Annotated in this window: 14 protein-coding genes; 3 read left to right on the top strand and 11 right to left on the bottom strand. The window is 60.1% G+C overall.

Features of this window, described 5'->3' with window-relative positions:
• Positions 1–180: 180 nt before the first annotated feature.
• From ACFPM8_RS12300 to ACFPM8_RS12340, 9 genes are all read right to left on the bottom strand, one after another.
• Positions 181–1563 (bottom strand): PepSY-associated TM helix domain-containing protein, encoded by a 1383-nt coding sequence (locus tag ACFPM8_RS12300; protein ID WP_378997845.1) that lies wholly within the window; start codon positions 1561–1563, stop codon positions 181–183.
• Between the two features lie 152 nt (positions 1564–1715).
• Positions 1716–3851: a TonB-dependent receptor family protein gene (locus tag ACFPM8_RS12305; RefSeq protein WP_378997846.1), complete on the bottom strand. Its 2136-nt coding sequence runs from the start codon at positions 3849–3851 to the stop codon at positions 1716–1718.
• Positions 3848–4024 carry a hypothetical protein gene (locus tag ACFPM8_RS12310; protein ID WP_378997847.1) on the bottom strand — a complete coding sequence of 59 codons (177 nt, stop codon included), beginning with the start codon at positions 4022–4024 and terminating at the stop codon, positions 3848–3850. The genes ACFPM8_RS12305 and ACFPM8_RS12310 overlap by 4 nt, the downstream gene beginning before the upstream one ends.
• Positions 4025–4226: 202 nt before the next feature.
• Positions 4227–4616, bottom strand: coding sequence for a DUF2946 domain-containing protein (locus tag ACFPM8_RS12315; RefSeq protein ID WP_378997848.1), 390 nt, complete (start codon positions 4614–4616; stop codon positions 4227–4229).
• A 366-nt stretch (positions 4617–4982) separates the two neighbouring features.
• Positions 4983–7367: an aerobic carbon-monoxide dehydrogenase large subunit gene (cutA, locus tag ACFPM8_RS12320; protein WP_378997849.1), complete on the bottom strand. Its 2385-nt coding sequence runs from the start codon at positions 7365–7367 to the stop codon at positions 4983–4985.
• Positions 7364–7918 (bottom strand): (2Fe-2S)-binding protein, encoded by a 555-nt coding sequence (locus ACFPM8_RS12325; RefSeq protein WP_378997850.1) that lies wholly within the window; start codon positions 7916–7918, stop codon positions 7364–7366. The genes cutA and ACFPM8_RS12325 overlap by 4 nt, the downstream gene beginning before the upstream one ends.
• Positions 7918–8793 (bottom strand): FAD binding domain-containing protein, encoded by an 876-nt coding sequence (locus tag ACFPM8_RS12330; protein WP_378997851.1) that lies wholly within the window; start codon positions 8791–8793, stop codon positions 7918–7920. Before ACFPM8_RS12330 ends, ACFPM8_RS12325 begins: the two co-directional genes overlap by 1 nt.
• A gap of 25 nt (positions 8794–8818) precedes the next feature.
• Positions 8819–10030 (bottom strand): urate hydroxylase PuuD, encoded by a 1212-nt coding sequence (locus ACFPM8_RS12335; RefSeq protein WP_378997852.1) that lies wholly within the window; start codon positions 10028–10030, stop codon positions 8819–8821.
• A gap of 19 nt (positions 10031–10049) precedes the next feature.
• Complete coding sequence (locus ACFPM8_RS12340; RefSeq protein WP_378997853.1) at positions 10050–11285, bottom strand: urate hydroxylase PuuD; 1236 nt, start codon at positions 11283–11285, stop codon at positions 10050–10052.
• 435 nt (positions 11286–11720) lie between these two features.
• On the opposite strand from ACFPM8_RS12340, the gene ACFPM8_RS12345 reads away from it, so the two are divergent.
• The 3 genes from ACFPM8_RS12345 (at position 11721) to ACFPM8_RS12355 (ending at position 14913) form a co-directional block, all read left to right on the top strand.
• A complete protein-coding gene (locus ACFPM8_RS12345; protein WP_378997854.1) occupies positions 11721–12248 on the top strand; it encodes a hypothetical protein in 528 nt (175 codons plus the stop codon).
• A gap of 486 nt (positions 12249–12734) precedes the next feature.
• Positions 12735–13877 (top strand): hypothetical protein, encoded by a 1143-nt coding sequence (locus ACFPM8_RS12350; protein WP_378997855.1) that lies wholly within the window; start codon positions 12735–12737, stop codon positions 13875–13877.
• A 10-nt stretch (positions 13878–13887) separates the two neighbouring features.
• Positions 13888–14913 carry a fatty acid desaturase family protein gene (locus tag ACFPM8_RS12355; RefSeq protein WP_378997856.1) on the top strand — a complete coding sequence of 342 codons (1026 nt, stop codon included), beginning with the start codon at positions 13888–13890 and terminating at the stop codon, positions 14911–14913.
• Between the two features lie 210 nt (positions 14914–15123).
• Here ACFPM8_RS12355 and vapB read toward each other — a convergent pair whose 3' ends face one another.
• Positions 15124–15357, bottom strand: coding sequence for a type II toxin-antitoxin system VapB family antitoxin (gene vapB, locus ACFPM8_RS12360; RefSeq protein WP_378997857.1), 234 nt, complete (start codon positions 15355–15357; stop codon positions 15124–15126).
• A 114-nt stretch (positions 15358–15471) separates the two neighbouring features.
• Positions 15472–16398 carry a LysR family transcriptional regulator gene (locus tag ACFPM8_RS12365; RefSeq protein ID WP_378997858.1) on the bottom strand — a complete coding sequence of 309 codons (927 nt, stop codon included), beginning with the start codon at positions 16396–16398 and terminating at the stop codon, positions 15472–15474.
• Positions 16399–16701 lie beyond the last annotated feature (303 nt).

Consider the following 16701-nt stretch of genomic DNA (forward strand, 5'->3'; position numbering starts at 1 on the left):
GAAAAATCAAGAGCGAAACATTACCACAAAGTAATGACAAATCATTGAATTATGCGCAAGGATGGTGGGCGGAAGGCGAACGGAACGAATTGGCATTTGTAGGGCGGATGAGCGTAGCGTTATCCGCCGTTGGATGTGCCGCGGCATGTAAAACGGCGGAAGGCGCTACGCTTTTCCGCCCTACTGACTTCCAACCGCCATGCTGCGACGATGCAGCACTATTTCCACCGCCACCACCGCCAGCGCCGACAACGCCAGCAGCGGCATCGCCCCCAGCAAAACCGCCGCCGTCGCCCAAGCCGTCAGAGAACCCGACTTCCACGCTCCCGGCAGCAGGCGCGGCAAACCAAGCGAACCCGGCTGACGGCGCTTGAAGAACATCACCCAGCCCGACACCAGCGAAAACAGGACGCCGACCCCGAAAACCAGCAGCAAGGCCTGATTCCACCAGCCGAACTCGCCGCGGTGGAACGGAATCCCGATCGCCGTCGCCTTACCAAACGCGGTTTGCTTATCCCAGCCGGAGTAATACAGCGCCTGTCCGCTGTACGCATCCAGCAGCAAGTCGAAGCGTTTCTCAGGCTGGCTGCGGTCGGCGCTGCTGGCGCTCCATACCCCTTGCGGCCCGCCAGGCGCGACCAATTGCAGCTTGCCGTCCGGGGCCTGTCGGCGAGTGGCGTCCCACACCGCCTGCCAGCTCAACGGCGCTGCGCCGTCCGCCGCGATCGACTGCACATCGCGCGGCACTTTCGGCGCGGCCTGACCGAGACTGTCGGTCGCCATGCGAATCTGGCCGCCGGCATATTTGCTCCAGGTCAGCCCGGTGCTGAGGATGATGGCGCTCATCACGCTTAGTACGACGCCGATAAAGGCGTGCCATTGCTTCCAAGCGATGCGCCCTTTGGCGCCGGCTTGCGGCAGCGCCTTCTGCGTGCCGCGCGGCCACCAAAGCGCGATGCCGGTGATCAGCATCACCATCAGCCAGCTCGCCGCCAACTCGATCATCCAGCGCCAGCCATCACCTTGCAGCAAGCTGGAATGCAGCTTTTTGGCCCAGCTGCCAAAGCGCTCCTGGTTGACCAGACTGCCCACCGCCTCGGCGGTATAAGGATTGACGTACACGGTAATGGCTTGCGACGGTGCGCCGAACGCCCGTTTAGGTGCAGGGACAGGCGCTGCCATGCCATGGTTATGCCCTGCGTGTTCCGCCGCCGGTTCGGCTGCCTTGGCCGGCGGCGAGAAAGTCGCCTTGACCGTATCGCCCGCCGCATAGGCCGGCACCACCGAGTGCAAGGCCCAGCCGGCAGGCGCAGCCGCCCTGGCCGCAGCAACGGAGTCATCCAGCGGCCGCATGACGCCGCTTGGCGCAACGTGCTCCAGCGCGCCATACAGTTGCGCCTCGATTTGCGGCGTGAAGATATACAGAATACCGGTCAACGCAGCCGCCAGTGTAAACGGCGAGGCGATCAGCGCCGCCCAGAAATGGATGCGCCAGAACAGGCTTTTGCGGCGTGCCAGCAATGCTTGTTTTGCAGCCGCAGCATCGTGATGTGATTGGTTCATAGTTTCCTTATCAAAAGACTTTCAATACCTCAGCGGCAAACAAGTAGGGCGGAAAAGCGCAGCGTCTTCCGCCATGCATACCTCTGTCGCATGATTTGCGGCCGTTGCGGCGGATAACGCTACGCTCATCCGCCCTACGAATGGAGCCATCATTATTTGCCGTCGAACGTATAAGACAGCCCCAGCATCACGCTGCGCGGTGCGCCCGGCGTGTACTGGTTCTGCGTGTTGGGCGAATAAGCGCCGATCCCGGAATAAGAACTGGTCGCCGATTCCGCATAATGTTTGCCGGCCAGGTTGCGCGCATGCAGCCACGCCTCCCAGCCCTTGGCAAAGCGATAGCTGGCGCGCAGGTTCAGCAGCGTGTGGCCGGGGTATTTGACGGTGTTCGCATTGTCCATCCAGTAATGCCCCTGATGCACCACCTCCAGCGCTACACGCGCTCCTTGCAGCGGCTTGTAGCCGATCTCCGCCGTTGTGATATCGCTAGGCGCCTGCGGCATGTCCCGGCCGCTGTAATCCAGACTGCCGGACACCTGGTATTTCAAGAAGCGATGACGCGCAATCGTGGCGCCGAAGCGCGCATCGAACGGGCCGCCATCCCAGTTCAGCCCCAGCTCCAATCCCTGGCTGCGAGTGCGGCCGGCGTTGCGGTTTTCGCTGTTGCCCGGGGTCGTGGTATAGCTGACGATCGTGTCCCGTCCATCCAGCCGGTACAGTGCCGAATCCAGTTTCAGCGCGCCGTTCAGGAACGCCATGCGCAAGCCTATTTCGTAGTTGTTGTAGGTCGCCGACTTCAGATCCGGAATCCCGGTTTTGCCGTACATCTGGCTCACCTCGGGCGGCGTGAAGCCCTGGCTGATATTCGAGTACACGCTGGCTTGCCGGCTCAAGGCATAGGTCGCGCCGAGTTTCGGGCTGACATGAGAGAAGCTGCGCGATTCGTTGGGCGCGCCGAAATTGGCGCTGCCGCCGGGCGCGAGATTGTTGCGGTAGTCGTAGCGGATGCTATCGGAACGGCCGCCGAGCACCACCCGCATGCGCTCGACCGGCGAGAACTCCCACTGCGCAAAATAGGCCGTGTTCAGGATATCGGCTTGATAATCGCGCACGCCTTTTGGATCTAGCTTGTCGGCCAGCGTGTAGTCCAGGTATTGCCCGCTGACCGGGTCCCGGCGGATGCGCAGGTTGTGGCTGACGTAAGGGTTATCGCTTTTGTCCAGATACACGCCGGCGATCAGGCGTGAGCCCAGCCAGTCGAACTTTTGCTGATGCTTGACATCCAGGCCCAGCGAATCGACATGGCTGTTGTTCAAAGTGCCGGTCGCGTTGCCGGCGCAAGGGCCAGCGTTGCAATTCATGATGGTGTAGCTCGGAATCTGCCCGTGGTCGTTCTGGCGCTTGAACAGCGTCAAGGTGCTGACGCCCTTGTCCGTGGTTTGCCCTTCCCAGGCCAGATTGGCGCGCGTGGTTTTATCTTTGCGATAGGTAAAGGTATTCAAGCTCTTGCCGGGATCGGTGCGGTAATCGTTTTCAAACACGCTGCCGGTCATCGCCGCATCGAGATCGGTATGCACCAAGGTCGCGCGCAGCACTGAGGTTGGCGTGAGTTCATAGTCGGCCCGCAGCGAAAAAGAATCCTTGCTGCCGTTGCTGTAATGCTGCCAGTTGTCGGCCGTGCGGCGCGAACTGTAATGTGAGAAACGCAAGCCGAGACGGTCCCAGCTATCGCTGACGCTGGTGTCGTAGCGCGTAAAGCCCGCCACCGCATCATGCCGCACGCCGAGGCTGGCATACGGCGTTGGCGACGGCGCCGCCGTCAGGAAATTCACCGCGCCGCCGACCGCATTGCTGCCGTACAGAGACGAAGCCGGCCCCTTCACCACTTCCACGCTGCCGCTGCCGGCCAGATTCATTTCGTTCAGCGCGTTGTGGTTGAACACGCCCAGCGGCCGAATCGGAATCCCGTCTTCCAGGTATTGATACATGGCGTTGGTGCTGATCGGCTGGCGGATGCCCATGCTGTGCTGCTCGTTGCCGAGATCGTTCCAATAGACGCCGGGAATGCGGTTGATCACCTCGCCCATGGTCTTCGGTTTGTCGCGCTCCAACTCCTTGCCTTTGACCACGCCGATTGCCGACGGCGTCTCCGACAGCTTGCTGGCGGCACGCGAGCCGGAGATCACCACCTCTTCCAGCACGGCTTCTTCTGCGGCATAAGCGCCATGGCCGATCTCTGCCAGCGCCGCGATCAGGGCGATATAAAGCGGTTTGTAGTTCAACTTCATTTGCTTGCTCCAGTGCTGGCGATGGCTATCAGCTCGACGGTCACGGTCGGTGCCGGCTTCAAATAGAACAGATAGCCGTTCCAGACGGCCAGGGCTGTGATGGCGGCAACGTTAAAGCAGCGCATGAAGGAAAACATCATCGAAATTTTTTGCTGTGTCTTGTTGGTTTTCATGGGACGTCGTGAAATAAGCGCGCGATGCATCATCGCGGCTGGCATCCGGGCTTGGTTGGGCTGCAAAGCTCAACGGTTCTTTAATCGCGAACAGACGTTGGGCTTTCCAGCCCAATCTACGAACCAGCGCCGGATGCGATTGAGAAATCGCCGGTCACGCGCAAGCGCGGCATCGGCACTCAGAATCGATCAGGGAAAACGTTCAGGAAACAGCGGGAGGAGCGCGCGGCTGCGCCGCGGACCACGCAAACAGCGGGTGCGACGACTGGTAGAAAAGGGAGGGCAGCAAAGACGTGCCGCTGACGGCGGGAACAGTCAACGCATCGGCAGGCGGCAAGCCCAGCGATCCGCCATGCGTGAAGCAGAATGGGCAGTGTTCAAGGTGTATCCCATGCTCGGCCGGGGTCGGCGAGCTTGGATCCTGGCCGTCGGCGGCGGGGACGAACTTGTTGCCGCCGGTGGTGCAAATTTCGATCCAGGGCGTGCCGCCCTGCGCGGCGGCGATGGCATGGGAGATCGACGGCGCAAGCGACGCCAACAGGATCGCAAAACATGCAATCCAGCTGGCAAAGCGGCGCGTTGATCGATTCATCCTCATGGGCGCGGATTCTATCATCGGCATTTACTTGCGGCAATGCGGATTCTGGAGTGTTGGGTATGGCGGGCCTGTTGGCGGAACTGGCCGACAGCAATATCGAGCGCCTTAACGTGGAGGCCAAGCCTGACGGCGACGGCAAGAGGTAGCTCGCCGGGATCCGAATGCAGCGATGACATAGTTAAATGAGGTCAGAGTTTTTTTTCGTCGGCAGTTTGACGAAAATTACTCTGACCCTTTTTAACGGGCTACGGAGTATGGGCGGTTGCTTTCGATCGTTCGTTCGCCGTTCGTCGTTACTTAAAACGGTTGCTACGCGACGAACGAACGATCGAATGCAAATGCACGCACTCCGCAGCCAACTCACACCAGCAAGCCGCAAATCATATCCGGCGTAATCGGCAACCGAAGCAAGCTGCCCCCTCCAAGCGGCTTCAAAGCATCCTCAATCGCAGATGCAAGCACCGCCCCAACCGCAATGCACCCCGCCTCCCCTACTCCTTTAACGCCCAGCGGATTCAGCGGCGACGGAGTCTCGATGTGAACGATGTCGAGGTTCGGCATTTCACTGGCGAACGGCATCAGGAAATCGACAAAATTGGCATTTTGAATCCGCCCCGATGCGTCGTACGCAAGCTGTTCGTAGAGCGCCCCGCCTATGCCCTGGGCGATCCCGCCCATCAATTGGCCTTCGACAATGGCTGGATTGATCATCCGGCCGCAATCATGCACGCACAGGTAGCGCAAAATCGCGACGCGCCCGAGTTCGGCATCGACCTCGACCACCGCCGCATGCGCACCGTAGGCCCAGGTGGCCCGCACCGGACTGAAATAGTCGCGGCTTTCAAGCCCAGGCTGCTGACCGTTCGCCAGCGCCGGCCCGCCTGCCGCGGCATAGGTGCCGACAAATTGGGTCGCGGCCCTGGCGGCTTCGTTGAACGCATAGCGCAGCGGATTGGCGACGGTCGCTACCGTCGCCAACGCAGCGGACCGACCGCTGCCCCCGTCCCAGACCCGGCCATTGCGCAATTCGATTTGCGCTGCCGGCACGCCGAACATCCTGGCCGCGGCGGCGATGGTCCTGGCTCGCAGATTGAGAGCCGTCTTATAAATCGCATTGCCGGCGACCACCGCAGCCCGGCTGGCATAAGTGCCCACGCCCCAGTCGAAAGCGCGGGTATCCCCTTCGACAAAGATGATGTCATCCAGGCCAACCCCCATCTGGTCGGCGACTGTCTGCGCGAAACTGGTTTCGTGCCCCTGTCCCTGCGACGTCAAACCGGTCGCGACGTGGATCTTGCCGGTGATCGGATGGATCCGCGCCGCCGCGCCCTCATACGGCCCCAGACCTGTGCCTTCCACATAAAAGGCCAGTCCAAAACCAAGCCAACGCCCCTGAGCACGAGCTTGCGCCCGCTCGCGTTCGAACTGCGCCAGGTCGAGCCGCTCGGCCAGCAGCGTCAGTGCGCGCAGGTATTGCCCACTGTCGAGTTCGACCGTGGCCCCGTCCTGAAACACCAGTCCGTGGCGGCGGTACGGAAACTCGTGATCCCGGATCAAGTTGCGGCGCCTTATTTCGAAACGGTCCAGTCCCAACTCTTCGGCCAGCCGATCCAGCGCCCGCTCGATCGCAAAGCAAGCGTGCGGCCTGCCGCAGCCGCGATACGGCGTCACCGGCACGGTCGGCGTGTAGATCGCCTTGAACTCGACATGCAGGTTGGGGATCCGGTACGGCCCCGCAATCGAGGTCGCCGCAACGTGGGGCACCACGATGCCGTAGGGCGTGAAAGCGCCAGCGTCGTGCAAGAACTCGTCGCGCAAGCCGAGCACCTCGCCCTGCTTGGTGGCGTACAGCGTTATCTGGTGGATTTGCGCCCGTTCCTGGCTGGAGCCGATGAAATTCTCGCGCCTGTCCTCGACGAACTTGACCGGCCGCCCAAGCCGCATCGCAGCGAAAGGGACCAGCACTTCATCCGGATAAAAGAACAGCAGTTTCTGCCCGAAGCCGCCGCCGACGTGCGGCGCGATGACGCGGATTTTGTGTTCGTCCAGTTCCAGCAGCGATGCCAGCCCGCTGCGCACGGCGAGCGGCGCCTGGGTCGTGTCCCACACGGTCAGCTCGCCGCTGCTGCGATCGAACACGGCCGCCACGGCGCGCGGCTCCAACGGCGCCGCGGTCGATCGCTCCACCCGGACCGTGAGCCGCGTGACGTGCTGGGCGCGCGCCGCCGCGGCTTGCGCATCGCCAGCGACTTGCACAAAATGCGCCGCCAGGTTGGCCGTCACGTCCGGATGCACCAGCGGCGCACCCGGCGCCGCCGCAGCCGCCAGCTCCACTGCCACCGGCAGCGGCTCGTAGTCGACCTCCACCAGCGCGGCGGCGTCCTCGGCGACATAGCGGTTAACGGCGACTATCATCGCCACGGTTTGGCCGACGTAGAACACATCGTCCCGCGCCAGCGGACGCTGCGTGCGGGCGGCGACCAGGGCCGGATGCGGAATCAACAGCGGGAACTCGGCGTCCAGTACGCCAATATCGCGCGCCGTGTACACCGCGATCACGCCGGCGCATTGCCGCGCCGCGCGCAGGTCGATCGACCGTATCCTGGCCCGCGCACAGGGGCTGCGCACGAAGGCCGCGCAGAGCGGATCGGCCAGCGCAATGTCGTCGACAAACAGCGCTGCGCCGCGCAACAGCGACGGGTCTATCCTGCGCTCGCTGCTAGTGCCGAAGTGGGGCGCCGTCATTTGGGCACCTCCGTCTGTTCGATAGCCTCGCGGCCGAGCAGCCGGGCTGCCCGGCGCACCGCGGCGATGATATTCAGGTAGCCGGTGCAGCGGCACAGGTGTCCCGCCAACATCCGCCGTACCGCGTCGTCCGACAGGTCCAGCCGACTGCTCTCTTCAAAATGGCTGAGCACAGTCATGATCACGCCCGGCGTGCAAAAGCCGCATTGCAGCGCATGGCAATCCTGGAACGCCTGCTGGATCGGGTGCAGGGTGCCGTCGCTGGCCGCCACCGACTCGATGGTGCGGATGCGGCAGCCGTCGACCTGGGCGGCAAGCGCCAGGCAAGCGCGCGCCGTGCGGCCGTCGATCAACACCGTGCAAGCGCCGCAGACGCCCTGCTCGCAGCCGACGTGGGTGCCGGTCAGGCCGAGTTCATAGCGCAACAGATCGGACAGCAGCATGCGCACCGGCACCCAGCGCTCCACCGCTTGCCCGTTCACGGTCAGGGACAGTTTGAATCGCGGCTCATCCGACGCCGCCGGCTGTGCGCTGGTTATCACGGCAGTCATCAGCCCTCCTCCCGGCTGCAACGAGCGGCTGCTTGCGCCACGCTGCGCATGATCAGTACGGCGAGGACGCTGCGACGGTATGCCGTCGAAGCCCTGAGATCGTCGCCGATCGTCACGCTGGCCGCTGCCGCCCGGCAGGCTGCAGCGACGGCAGGCTGGTCTAGCCAGGTGCCGTGCAGCAGTTGTTCGGCTGCCGCCAGCCGCACCGGCGTAGCTGCGATGCCGCCCGCAGCAAGTCTGACCTCGACCGCACGGCCATCGTGGTCGCGCCGCACGACAGCCCCGACCGCGCAGAGCGCTGGATCGTTCAGGCGGCGGCAGACCTCGTTGAAGGCCCAGCCGCTGCGTGGCTGGAGCATCGGAAATCGTGCTGCCGTGACGATCTCGTCCGGGTTGACGCTGGTTTTGCCATCGGCGACGAATAACTCTCGCGCCGGGATCAGCCGACTGCCTCTGCCGGATTGCGCCACCACGCCGCCATCGAGCAAAATCAGCAGCAGCGGCAATTCGGCATTGGCGGCAGCATGGCACAGGCTGCCGACCACCGTACCGCGGTTTCGAATCGCTGTATGCGCGACGTGCTGCAGCACCGCCGGCAACAGCGGGTTGCGCCGGCATACGGTCTGATGACCCTCGCAGTCGCGTTGCCGCACCATCGCGCCCACCGCGATAGCGTCGTCGCCTATCGTGATATCCCGCAGTGACGGCAGGTGCTGGATATCGACCAGCATGTCCGGCATCAGCGAACGAGCATTCAACATCGGCAGCAGGCTTTGGCCGCCAGCCAGCACCCGCGGCGCCTCGCTTGCCGCGAGGATAGCGAATGCTTCCTCAAGCGAGTGCGGTGCGCTGAAATTGAAACGGGGCGGCTTCATCCGAGTGCTTTCCCTGAGGGACGATTCAATCGGCGCGTGCGCCGGCCAGTATCCATTGCCCGATGCGCGCGCGTTCGGCATCGGTGATCCCAGTCAGATTAGCGGGCGGCATGGCGCTGCTCAGAAGCGCTTCGCGATTGATGTCGGCCGCGTGGATCAGGATCTGTTCCGAGGTCTGCAACATCACGCCTTTCGGCGGCGCGCTGATTCCGGGCCATACCGGTTGTGCCGCATGACACATGCTGCAACGAGCCAGGACGATGGGCTTGATCTCGGCCAGGCGGACCGCTTGCGGCGGGCCGGCGGCCAGTACGGTCGACGCACTGCGACTGCCTAGCGCGCTGAGTCCGATCACGCACGCAAACAACGCAGCAGCGGTACACCACGGCCAGACCAGCTTGCGCCTGGTCGCATGCATGGTGTTGAAGAAATGCCGGATCGCAGCGCCGATCAAGACGATCAGCGACACGATCAACCACGAATAGCCGGTCGCAAACGCAAGCGGCGAGTGATTGCCGATCATCATGAAGACCACCGGCAGCGACAGGTAATTGTTGTGCAGCGAACGCTGGCCGTATTGCGTCAGCAGGTCGGGATCGATCCGCTGGCCCGCGGGGATAGCGGCCACCACCTTGCGCAGGGTCGGGATGATGAAGAAAAATACATTGGCCAGCATGACGGTGCCCATCGTCGCGCCCAGCTGCATGAAAGCGCCACGGGCCGAGAACACGCAGCTGCAGGCATAGGCCAGCGCCGCCAGCAGCAGGAAGGCGATAACGCCGAGCAGCCTGCCGTTGCGCACCAACGGCGAGCGGCACAGCGCGTCGTACACCAGCCAGGTCGCCGCCAACCCGGACACCGACAGCGCAATCGCAGCCCACGCCGGCACGTCCAGCACCGCGGGATCGATCAGATAGCGCTGTGCGCCGACGTAATACACCAGCGTCAACAACGCAAATCCCGACATCCACGTGGTATTCGCCTGCCAGCGGTACCAGACCAGCTCCTCCGGCGGCGGCATGGCCTTGGGCGGCGCCAGGTACTTGGCGATCTGGTAGAAACCCAGCCCGCGCACCTCCCACACATCGGCTTCGGCCTCTGCCGGCGTGGCGGCGCGGCGCTTGAATTTGCGCGCCAAGCCTTGAAAATAAAACGACGCACCGAGCCAGGCGACGGCTGCGATGACATGCAGCCAGCGCACCCCGGTTGTCAGCCACTCAATAATGAATGCCGCCATGCGCCCTCCTGCTCAGCCTTCACGGCTTTACCGCTTCGCCCGCTTCCGCATCGGCCGCAATCCAGCGCGCCAGGGTTGCCCGCTCGCCATCGGTCAGGCCGGTGACGTTCCCGGGCGGCATGGCGTGCGACAGCACCGCTACCCGGTTGATCTGTGCCGCATGGATGCGGATTTCCTGCGGCGTCTCCAACTTGATGCCTTTGGGCGGACTTGCGATACCAGGCCATACCGGCGCGCTGGCGTGGCACATGCTGCAACGGGCGGCGATCACGCTTTTGACCGGCGTGAAATCGCCCGATCCGCGCCGAGCCGGATCATCCATCCTGCGCGCCAATCGCGTGTCGGAACCTGGCGCGAACGCGCCAAAAGAAACCAGCAACAGCGTCAGCAGCGCGCTCACGCCCCAGGGCCAGCGCAGCTTGATCCCGGTCTCGTGCATGGTGTCGAAAAAATAGCGAATCACGCCGCCGATCACAATCACCGCCGCGATCAGCACCCAGGCATAACGGGGCGCGAAAGCCGACGGAAAATGATTGCTGATCATCATGAACACGATCGTCAGCACCATATAGTTGTTCTGCCGTCCACGCTGCATCCCCCTGGCAATCAGTTCGGCCGGCGGCGGCAAGCCGCTGGACAGCCCCGCCACCATGTTGCGCAAGGTCGGAAGGATCACGACAACGATATTGGCAATCACCAGGGTCGCCATGGTCGCCCCCATCTGCATCATGGCGCCGCGGCTGGAGAACAGCTGGCTGTATAGATAGGCAAGTACGACCAGGAGCAGGAAGGCGGCAGTGACGATCGCGGTCTCGCTATTGGCCAGCGGCGTCCGGAACAGTCCGTCGTAAATCAGCCAGCTGAGACCAAGCCCGGCGATAGACAGCGCAATCGCGGCCCAGGCCGGAAGCGCAAACACCGCGGGATCGATCAGGTAAAGTTCGGCCCCCCGGTAATAGACCAGCGCCATCATTGCGAAGCCGGTGATCCATGTCGTTTTGGCTTGCCACTTATACCAGATCAAATAGGCCGGCATATTCTTCGGCGGCACCAGGTATTTGACGGTTCGATAAAAGCCGAAGCCGTGGATGCTCCACGCCTCGCCGACCGCCCCCTCCGGCATCGCATCGCGCGGCTTGGTCTTGCGCTCCAGCTCGCGGGTGTGAAACGCGAATCCCATCCAGGCGATCGCGGCAACAACATGTAGCCAGCGCATGCCATAGGTCAGGATTTCCCAGAGAAAATCTTTGAGCATGGCGGCCTCCTACGATGCGCAATCTATTTATTCGTAATGATCATATTAGGCAAAAATATTTCCACATGGAATCGGTAATTTTCGCAAATGGGGCAAGCCCGCGCCTACTGCGCAAGCGACCTTATACCTGCTCCTCGTCGCACTGCCGTTGACTGCCATCGCCGGCGCGTGGCTTCATTGCGGAAGCAGCCGCCTCCCAGCAACGGTGTCAGGCGACCCCATTTACAGCAGCAGCCGGTAATAATGACAGTGGCAACCACTGTTGCTTATGGTGCATGATGCTGTCCATCCGAGGAATCTTGTGATTTGATTTTTTCTGCCTATACTTTTTATTCGCGCCTCCCTTCAACCGCTTCCAACCGCGGTTGTCTTGATTTCCTCTGATCCTAAAAATCCCCACATTAGAATGGGGCGATGTGACATGAAGGAGATGACATGCTTACCGCTACGTACGCTCTTCTCAGTCTTTCAATAGAACGAAAGAAGGTGCACAAGCTCTTGTCGACCGTCCAGCATTTATTCTTGAACAATTCGTCAGACACGCCCCAAATTGACCTGGCGACGCTGGAATCGATTGTCAGTCAGCTCGCCGCACTAGATCAGTCCTACTATCGACGAAAAATCGAGACCTACGTCATTCCAGCGATCAGGAAGGCAACCAACGAAGCGGATTCACTACTGACCGAGCTGGATTTGTTAAGCGCCGCGGGACTGCGGATCCTGATAGTCCTCCAGGAACGACTGGGGCAGGCTTGCGCTCATGGAGTGGCGGAAGTACGCGAATTGTATTTATCGCTAGAACTCTATTGCGATAACCTGCTTCAGCGCTTGGTCAAAGAAGCCGAGTTGCTGCCGCTAGCGCGGCGGTTCGTATTGAGCGAAGAGTGGTTTGCCGTCGGCGTGCAACTGCTGTCGCTGGACGCCGAAAGCAAGGCCCACAAACGAGGCGCGACGGGGTATTGACGGCATGGCGCCCGGCGGCGTCACGCCTGGCTGAAGTCTTCCAGAGCCGCTTGAGCCACACAATCTTTTCTTCGGCACCACATCCAGACATCTTGCCGTCCGCGTCGCGCCGCGAGAAGTCGCCTTCCGTGAACGCCCTGTGGTTTCCATCTCAAAAAAACAGCTATGAGATGCCACTGGATTTGCCCATTTTTTTGGACAAATCCCGACCATCGGATTGCGCTACCAAGAGCAGAGAGCCTGTCACATCTGACAGATACATTTTCAATTTTTTGAATTAACATCCTCCCCGCTCACATCGCGATTAGCGTACTACCTGGGAATATCGGTAGATATTGCTTTTCAAATTTCCCTAAGAAAGTCAAATGACGGCGCAATGGCGAGATGCTCTGTTATCGCTAACAAAACGGAACATTCAATGGGTTCACCGCCGCCCTCAGTGCAGCTTGTCACCCTAAATCAGGTAGCCAATTTATATGGAGCTGTATGCAAACAGAGAGTAATGCTGCTCGGAATATCGCGGCAGCCAATATGACAGACAACGAAGCTCGCGCCGACTTGCGTATTCGCCCCGGGACGGTGGAAGACGCCAACGATTTGGCAGAACTATTCTGCATAACGTACGGACAGACCACGCACCCTTGCCAAAGTCCCGACTTTATCCGCAATGGAATCGCATCGAATAATGAATTATGGTTTGTGGCCGAGGCCGACTCTTCGATCGAGGGTTCAATCGGGGGCTGTCTGTGTGTTGCGCGGCACTCCTGGAATCGAACATGGGAAACTTGCTACGCAATCATCCACCCGCGACTCCGATCCTCTTTATCAGGTCTTATTTATCGCCTGGTGCGGACAGGGCACGAAAATCTGCGTCCGGAGCCTTGGGAGCTGGGGTTCTATACACCGCGCACACCTGCTGCTCACCGGGTAATGAGCAAGACCAATGCTCCGGTGCTCGTAGGCCATGACGGCGGCCCCAATCTGGTTGACGGCTTGAGGGAGTACCACATGATGGCAATTCATCGGCCGACCGTGGCTGGGTTTTCCCATGTATCACCGCTGAACGGGCCGGTCGGTCGGTCTCCGTTTATACAACAGCACTTGTATGCACCGCTGGCACTCCAGCCAACGCCGGGTGCCTACCCCAGCGTGTGTTTCACCGGATCGCCCGGAGCCGAGAAGGACTCTCTGTTTCGATACTCTCACGATCAAGCTGCAAGCGCGATCACACTGAGCGAATACGTCGGGTCCGGCACTACAGAATGGGAAATTTGCGCCGATCTTGAAGCCTTCGCTGCACGCGACCGAACAATCGCATACATGGGCGCATACATCCTTGCCGACAAAGTAGAGCTTATTCGGAAAATGCTCGAAACCGGCTTCGTGATTACAGCTTATCTTCCAGCCTGGCACCTGCATCGGAATAGCCGCTACGACTGCGTGATGCTGGTAAAGCGCAGCTTTTCAAAAATACCGGAGAAGCGCGGCTTCGATGCCGACATCGAAGCGTTGGATCGCGCTTACGTGCAACTCGCTGCCGAATTTTGCCAGCCCAACAATCCATCATCCGCCAGAGATTTGGCCCGACGAACACCTTTTGCATTCCAAGATGCAGAGTCGATAATTTAGAGGATCCACGATGACAAAAGAAGAATGGCTCGCAATACGCCAACAACTTCCAGATGACACCCGAATTCAATGGACGCAGCTGTTGTACATCGTCGACCTTTGCGTTCTCGTTGCGGCATGGCTGATTTGGCTCAAGGCGCCTGTCTGGATTCGGCCCGGCGCGCTGATCCTGGCAGCAATCGCTACGATCCAGATATATTTGATATTGCACGAAGCGGCGCACGGGTCGGTATCAAACAAGCGTCGCATCAACGATCTCGTCGGCCATCTCTGTGGCTGGATGATCTTCCTCCCCTTTCTACCCAGGCGTAGATACCACATGGCCCACCATGCGTGGACGGCCCACCCGCTGCGCGACCCCGAGAACAAAAACATGATCGAGAAACTGTCGGTTATGACGGAGAAGCAAGGAAGAACGCTGGAGTTCATGTGGCGTCATTGGATTCCCATGATCGCTGCCAACCATTTCATCGGAAATTGGCGGGCACCGTATCAAGCGCGAGCCAAAGGCAACCATTCGCCGCAAATCAAAAAAGAAATCCGCTTCACATATATTTACCTGGCCGGTTATATCGCGGTTGCCGGCCTTGCCCTCACCTTCCACGCAGGATGGCAGCTGTTCTGTTTCTATTTTCCTGTATGGATCTCGTTGTTGATCATGGTGGAAGTGTTGAATCTGCCTCACCATGCCGAAGCACCGTTACAGGCGGAAGACGATGACCGTCTTTTCTTTTGGGACCAGGAGAGCGTATCGCATGATTGCGGGACACTCCCTATTTGGTCCCGATTCATTATCCTGAATTTCAATCTGCATATCGTTCATCACGCATTCCCTCGGGTTCCGTGGTATCACTTGTCGCGCGCGCGTGACCTGCTGGCGCAGCAGCGGGACAGTGTGGGTCCGGAACCCATGGACGAATGGCGTTACGCGCTGAAGAACCGACGCCGCCCGTTACTGACGCTGATGGGACATTTTTTTGACCGGCGTTCATCCTCGAAAACGAGGCCCGCCGAAGAGAGTCAAACGACCTTTTAAGAACTGAGCGATGACTTAAGGCGTCGAAATAAATATTGAGGATCGGGTCGAAGTGGAACTTGTTGTCGGCGAACGCGTTCTGGTAGTCATTCTGGCGCTCCTGCCCGGCCATACAAGTTCGACCCGCGCATGACTTTTACGTGATTTCCACTAGCGGCCGACGCTTGATGACGTAGATAACAATATTGGTATCGAGCATGAATTTCAGCATTAAAACAACCCTCTCTCTTGCTGTGTTTGCTCTGCACGTTCCGTCATAAAGTCATCAGTGACACTTTCGTACCCTATAAAAAAGCTATCCCAAGTATTCATCAGAGGCGCAATCACACGCTCTCTACCGACTGCGCGCACGGTGACTTTCTTTACGTTGTCGGGGAAGCGCAATTCTGCAGGCAGACGTACGGCCTGACTACGATTGTTAACAAAGATAGTGCTTTGAACCATAGTTACCTCCCACGTGTATATAGCATTTTCAGCAGCGCTCAAACGCTACGCTTTCGCGTTTGAGACTGTTGGCAGCGATTGGGTAACTTGCCAGGGACGTATTTCAGCATCCGGCTAACGCTGCGAGTATGTCTTCGCCGGCACGAAATCACCATTGGCGAACAGTTCCGCAGTCCATTCGACAAACGCCCTGACCTTGGTCGATAGATGACGATTTTGCGGATATAAAACGTACACCGGCAGGGTTTCGCACTTGCAGTCGGTGAACACGGCCCGCAGCTGTCCCGTCGCCAGATAGTCCTTCACCATGAATTTCGCCACTTGAATAATGCCGAGCCCGGCGAGGCCGGCAACGACGCAGGCATCCGCGTCGTTCAGCGCAAGGCGGCGCTGACCAAGCACAGCGGTCTTCACCCCATTCTCCAGATACTCGAACGGAAGAATTTTGCCGGTCTTCGACGAGAGGAAATTGACCACGGTGTGCCGTTCAAGATCGGCGGTCGCCATCGGTGTGCCGAATTTCTTGAAGTACGCCGGACTGGCGCAGGTCAACATCTGGATGTCTCCCAGCCGCCGCGCAACCAGCGATTCATCGACAATCTCGCCGCCGCGTATGACGCAGTCGACGCCTTCTTGCAGCAGGTCGACCGGCCGATCGGTGCAGCCCAGTTCAAGATCGATTTCCGGATAGCGTTCAAAAAAACGGGGCAACGCCGGGATGATGATCCGTCTGCCGACCGAGCCCGGCACATCGACCCGCAATCTGCCCTTGGGTGCGATCGTGGCCTGGCTGACGGCCGCTTCAGTTTCTTCCAGTTCGCCCAGCAGCCGCACTGCCCGTTCATAGTAGGCCGCGCCGTCCGGCGTCACGCTGACGTGGCGCGTGGTGCGGTTCAGCAGCTTCACTTGCAGCCTTTTTTCCAAGGCCTGAACCTGGGCCGACACCGTGGCCTTGGGCAGGTTCAGCGAGGCTGACGCTTTGGTGAAGCTGGTCAGCTCAACCACGCGCGTAAACGCAAGCATCGTGTCAAAACGGTCCATGAAGTTGTCCGGGGATTGAATACAGTGCACGGGATTTTAACGTATTTATCTTTAAATATTTGATGGTTTGTCGCGGTGACATGCGCTGGACGCCCGTCGTTAAAGACAGCTCTAAAAACATGCAAGACCGAAAACGGCCAGCCAGCGAATGTCGGGCTAGTGGACTGTAACAGCCGATTCGAGAGCGAAGGGCGCGTTCCCGGCTCGCAGGGCAAGGCGCAAAGCGCAGCAATAGCAAGACTATTGCGAGCATTTGCAACGCCGCCATGCGTGTCGGGTACGTGACAGGCGCTCTTGAATTGG

It is taken from the genome of Paraherbaspirillum soli (assembly GCF_042654985.1).
GTDB lineage: Bacteria > Pseudomonadota > Gammaproteobacteria > Burkholderiales > Burkholderiaceae_D > Paraherbaspirillum > Paraherbaspirillum soli.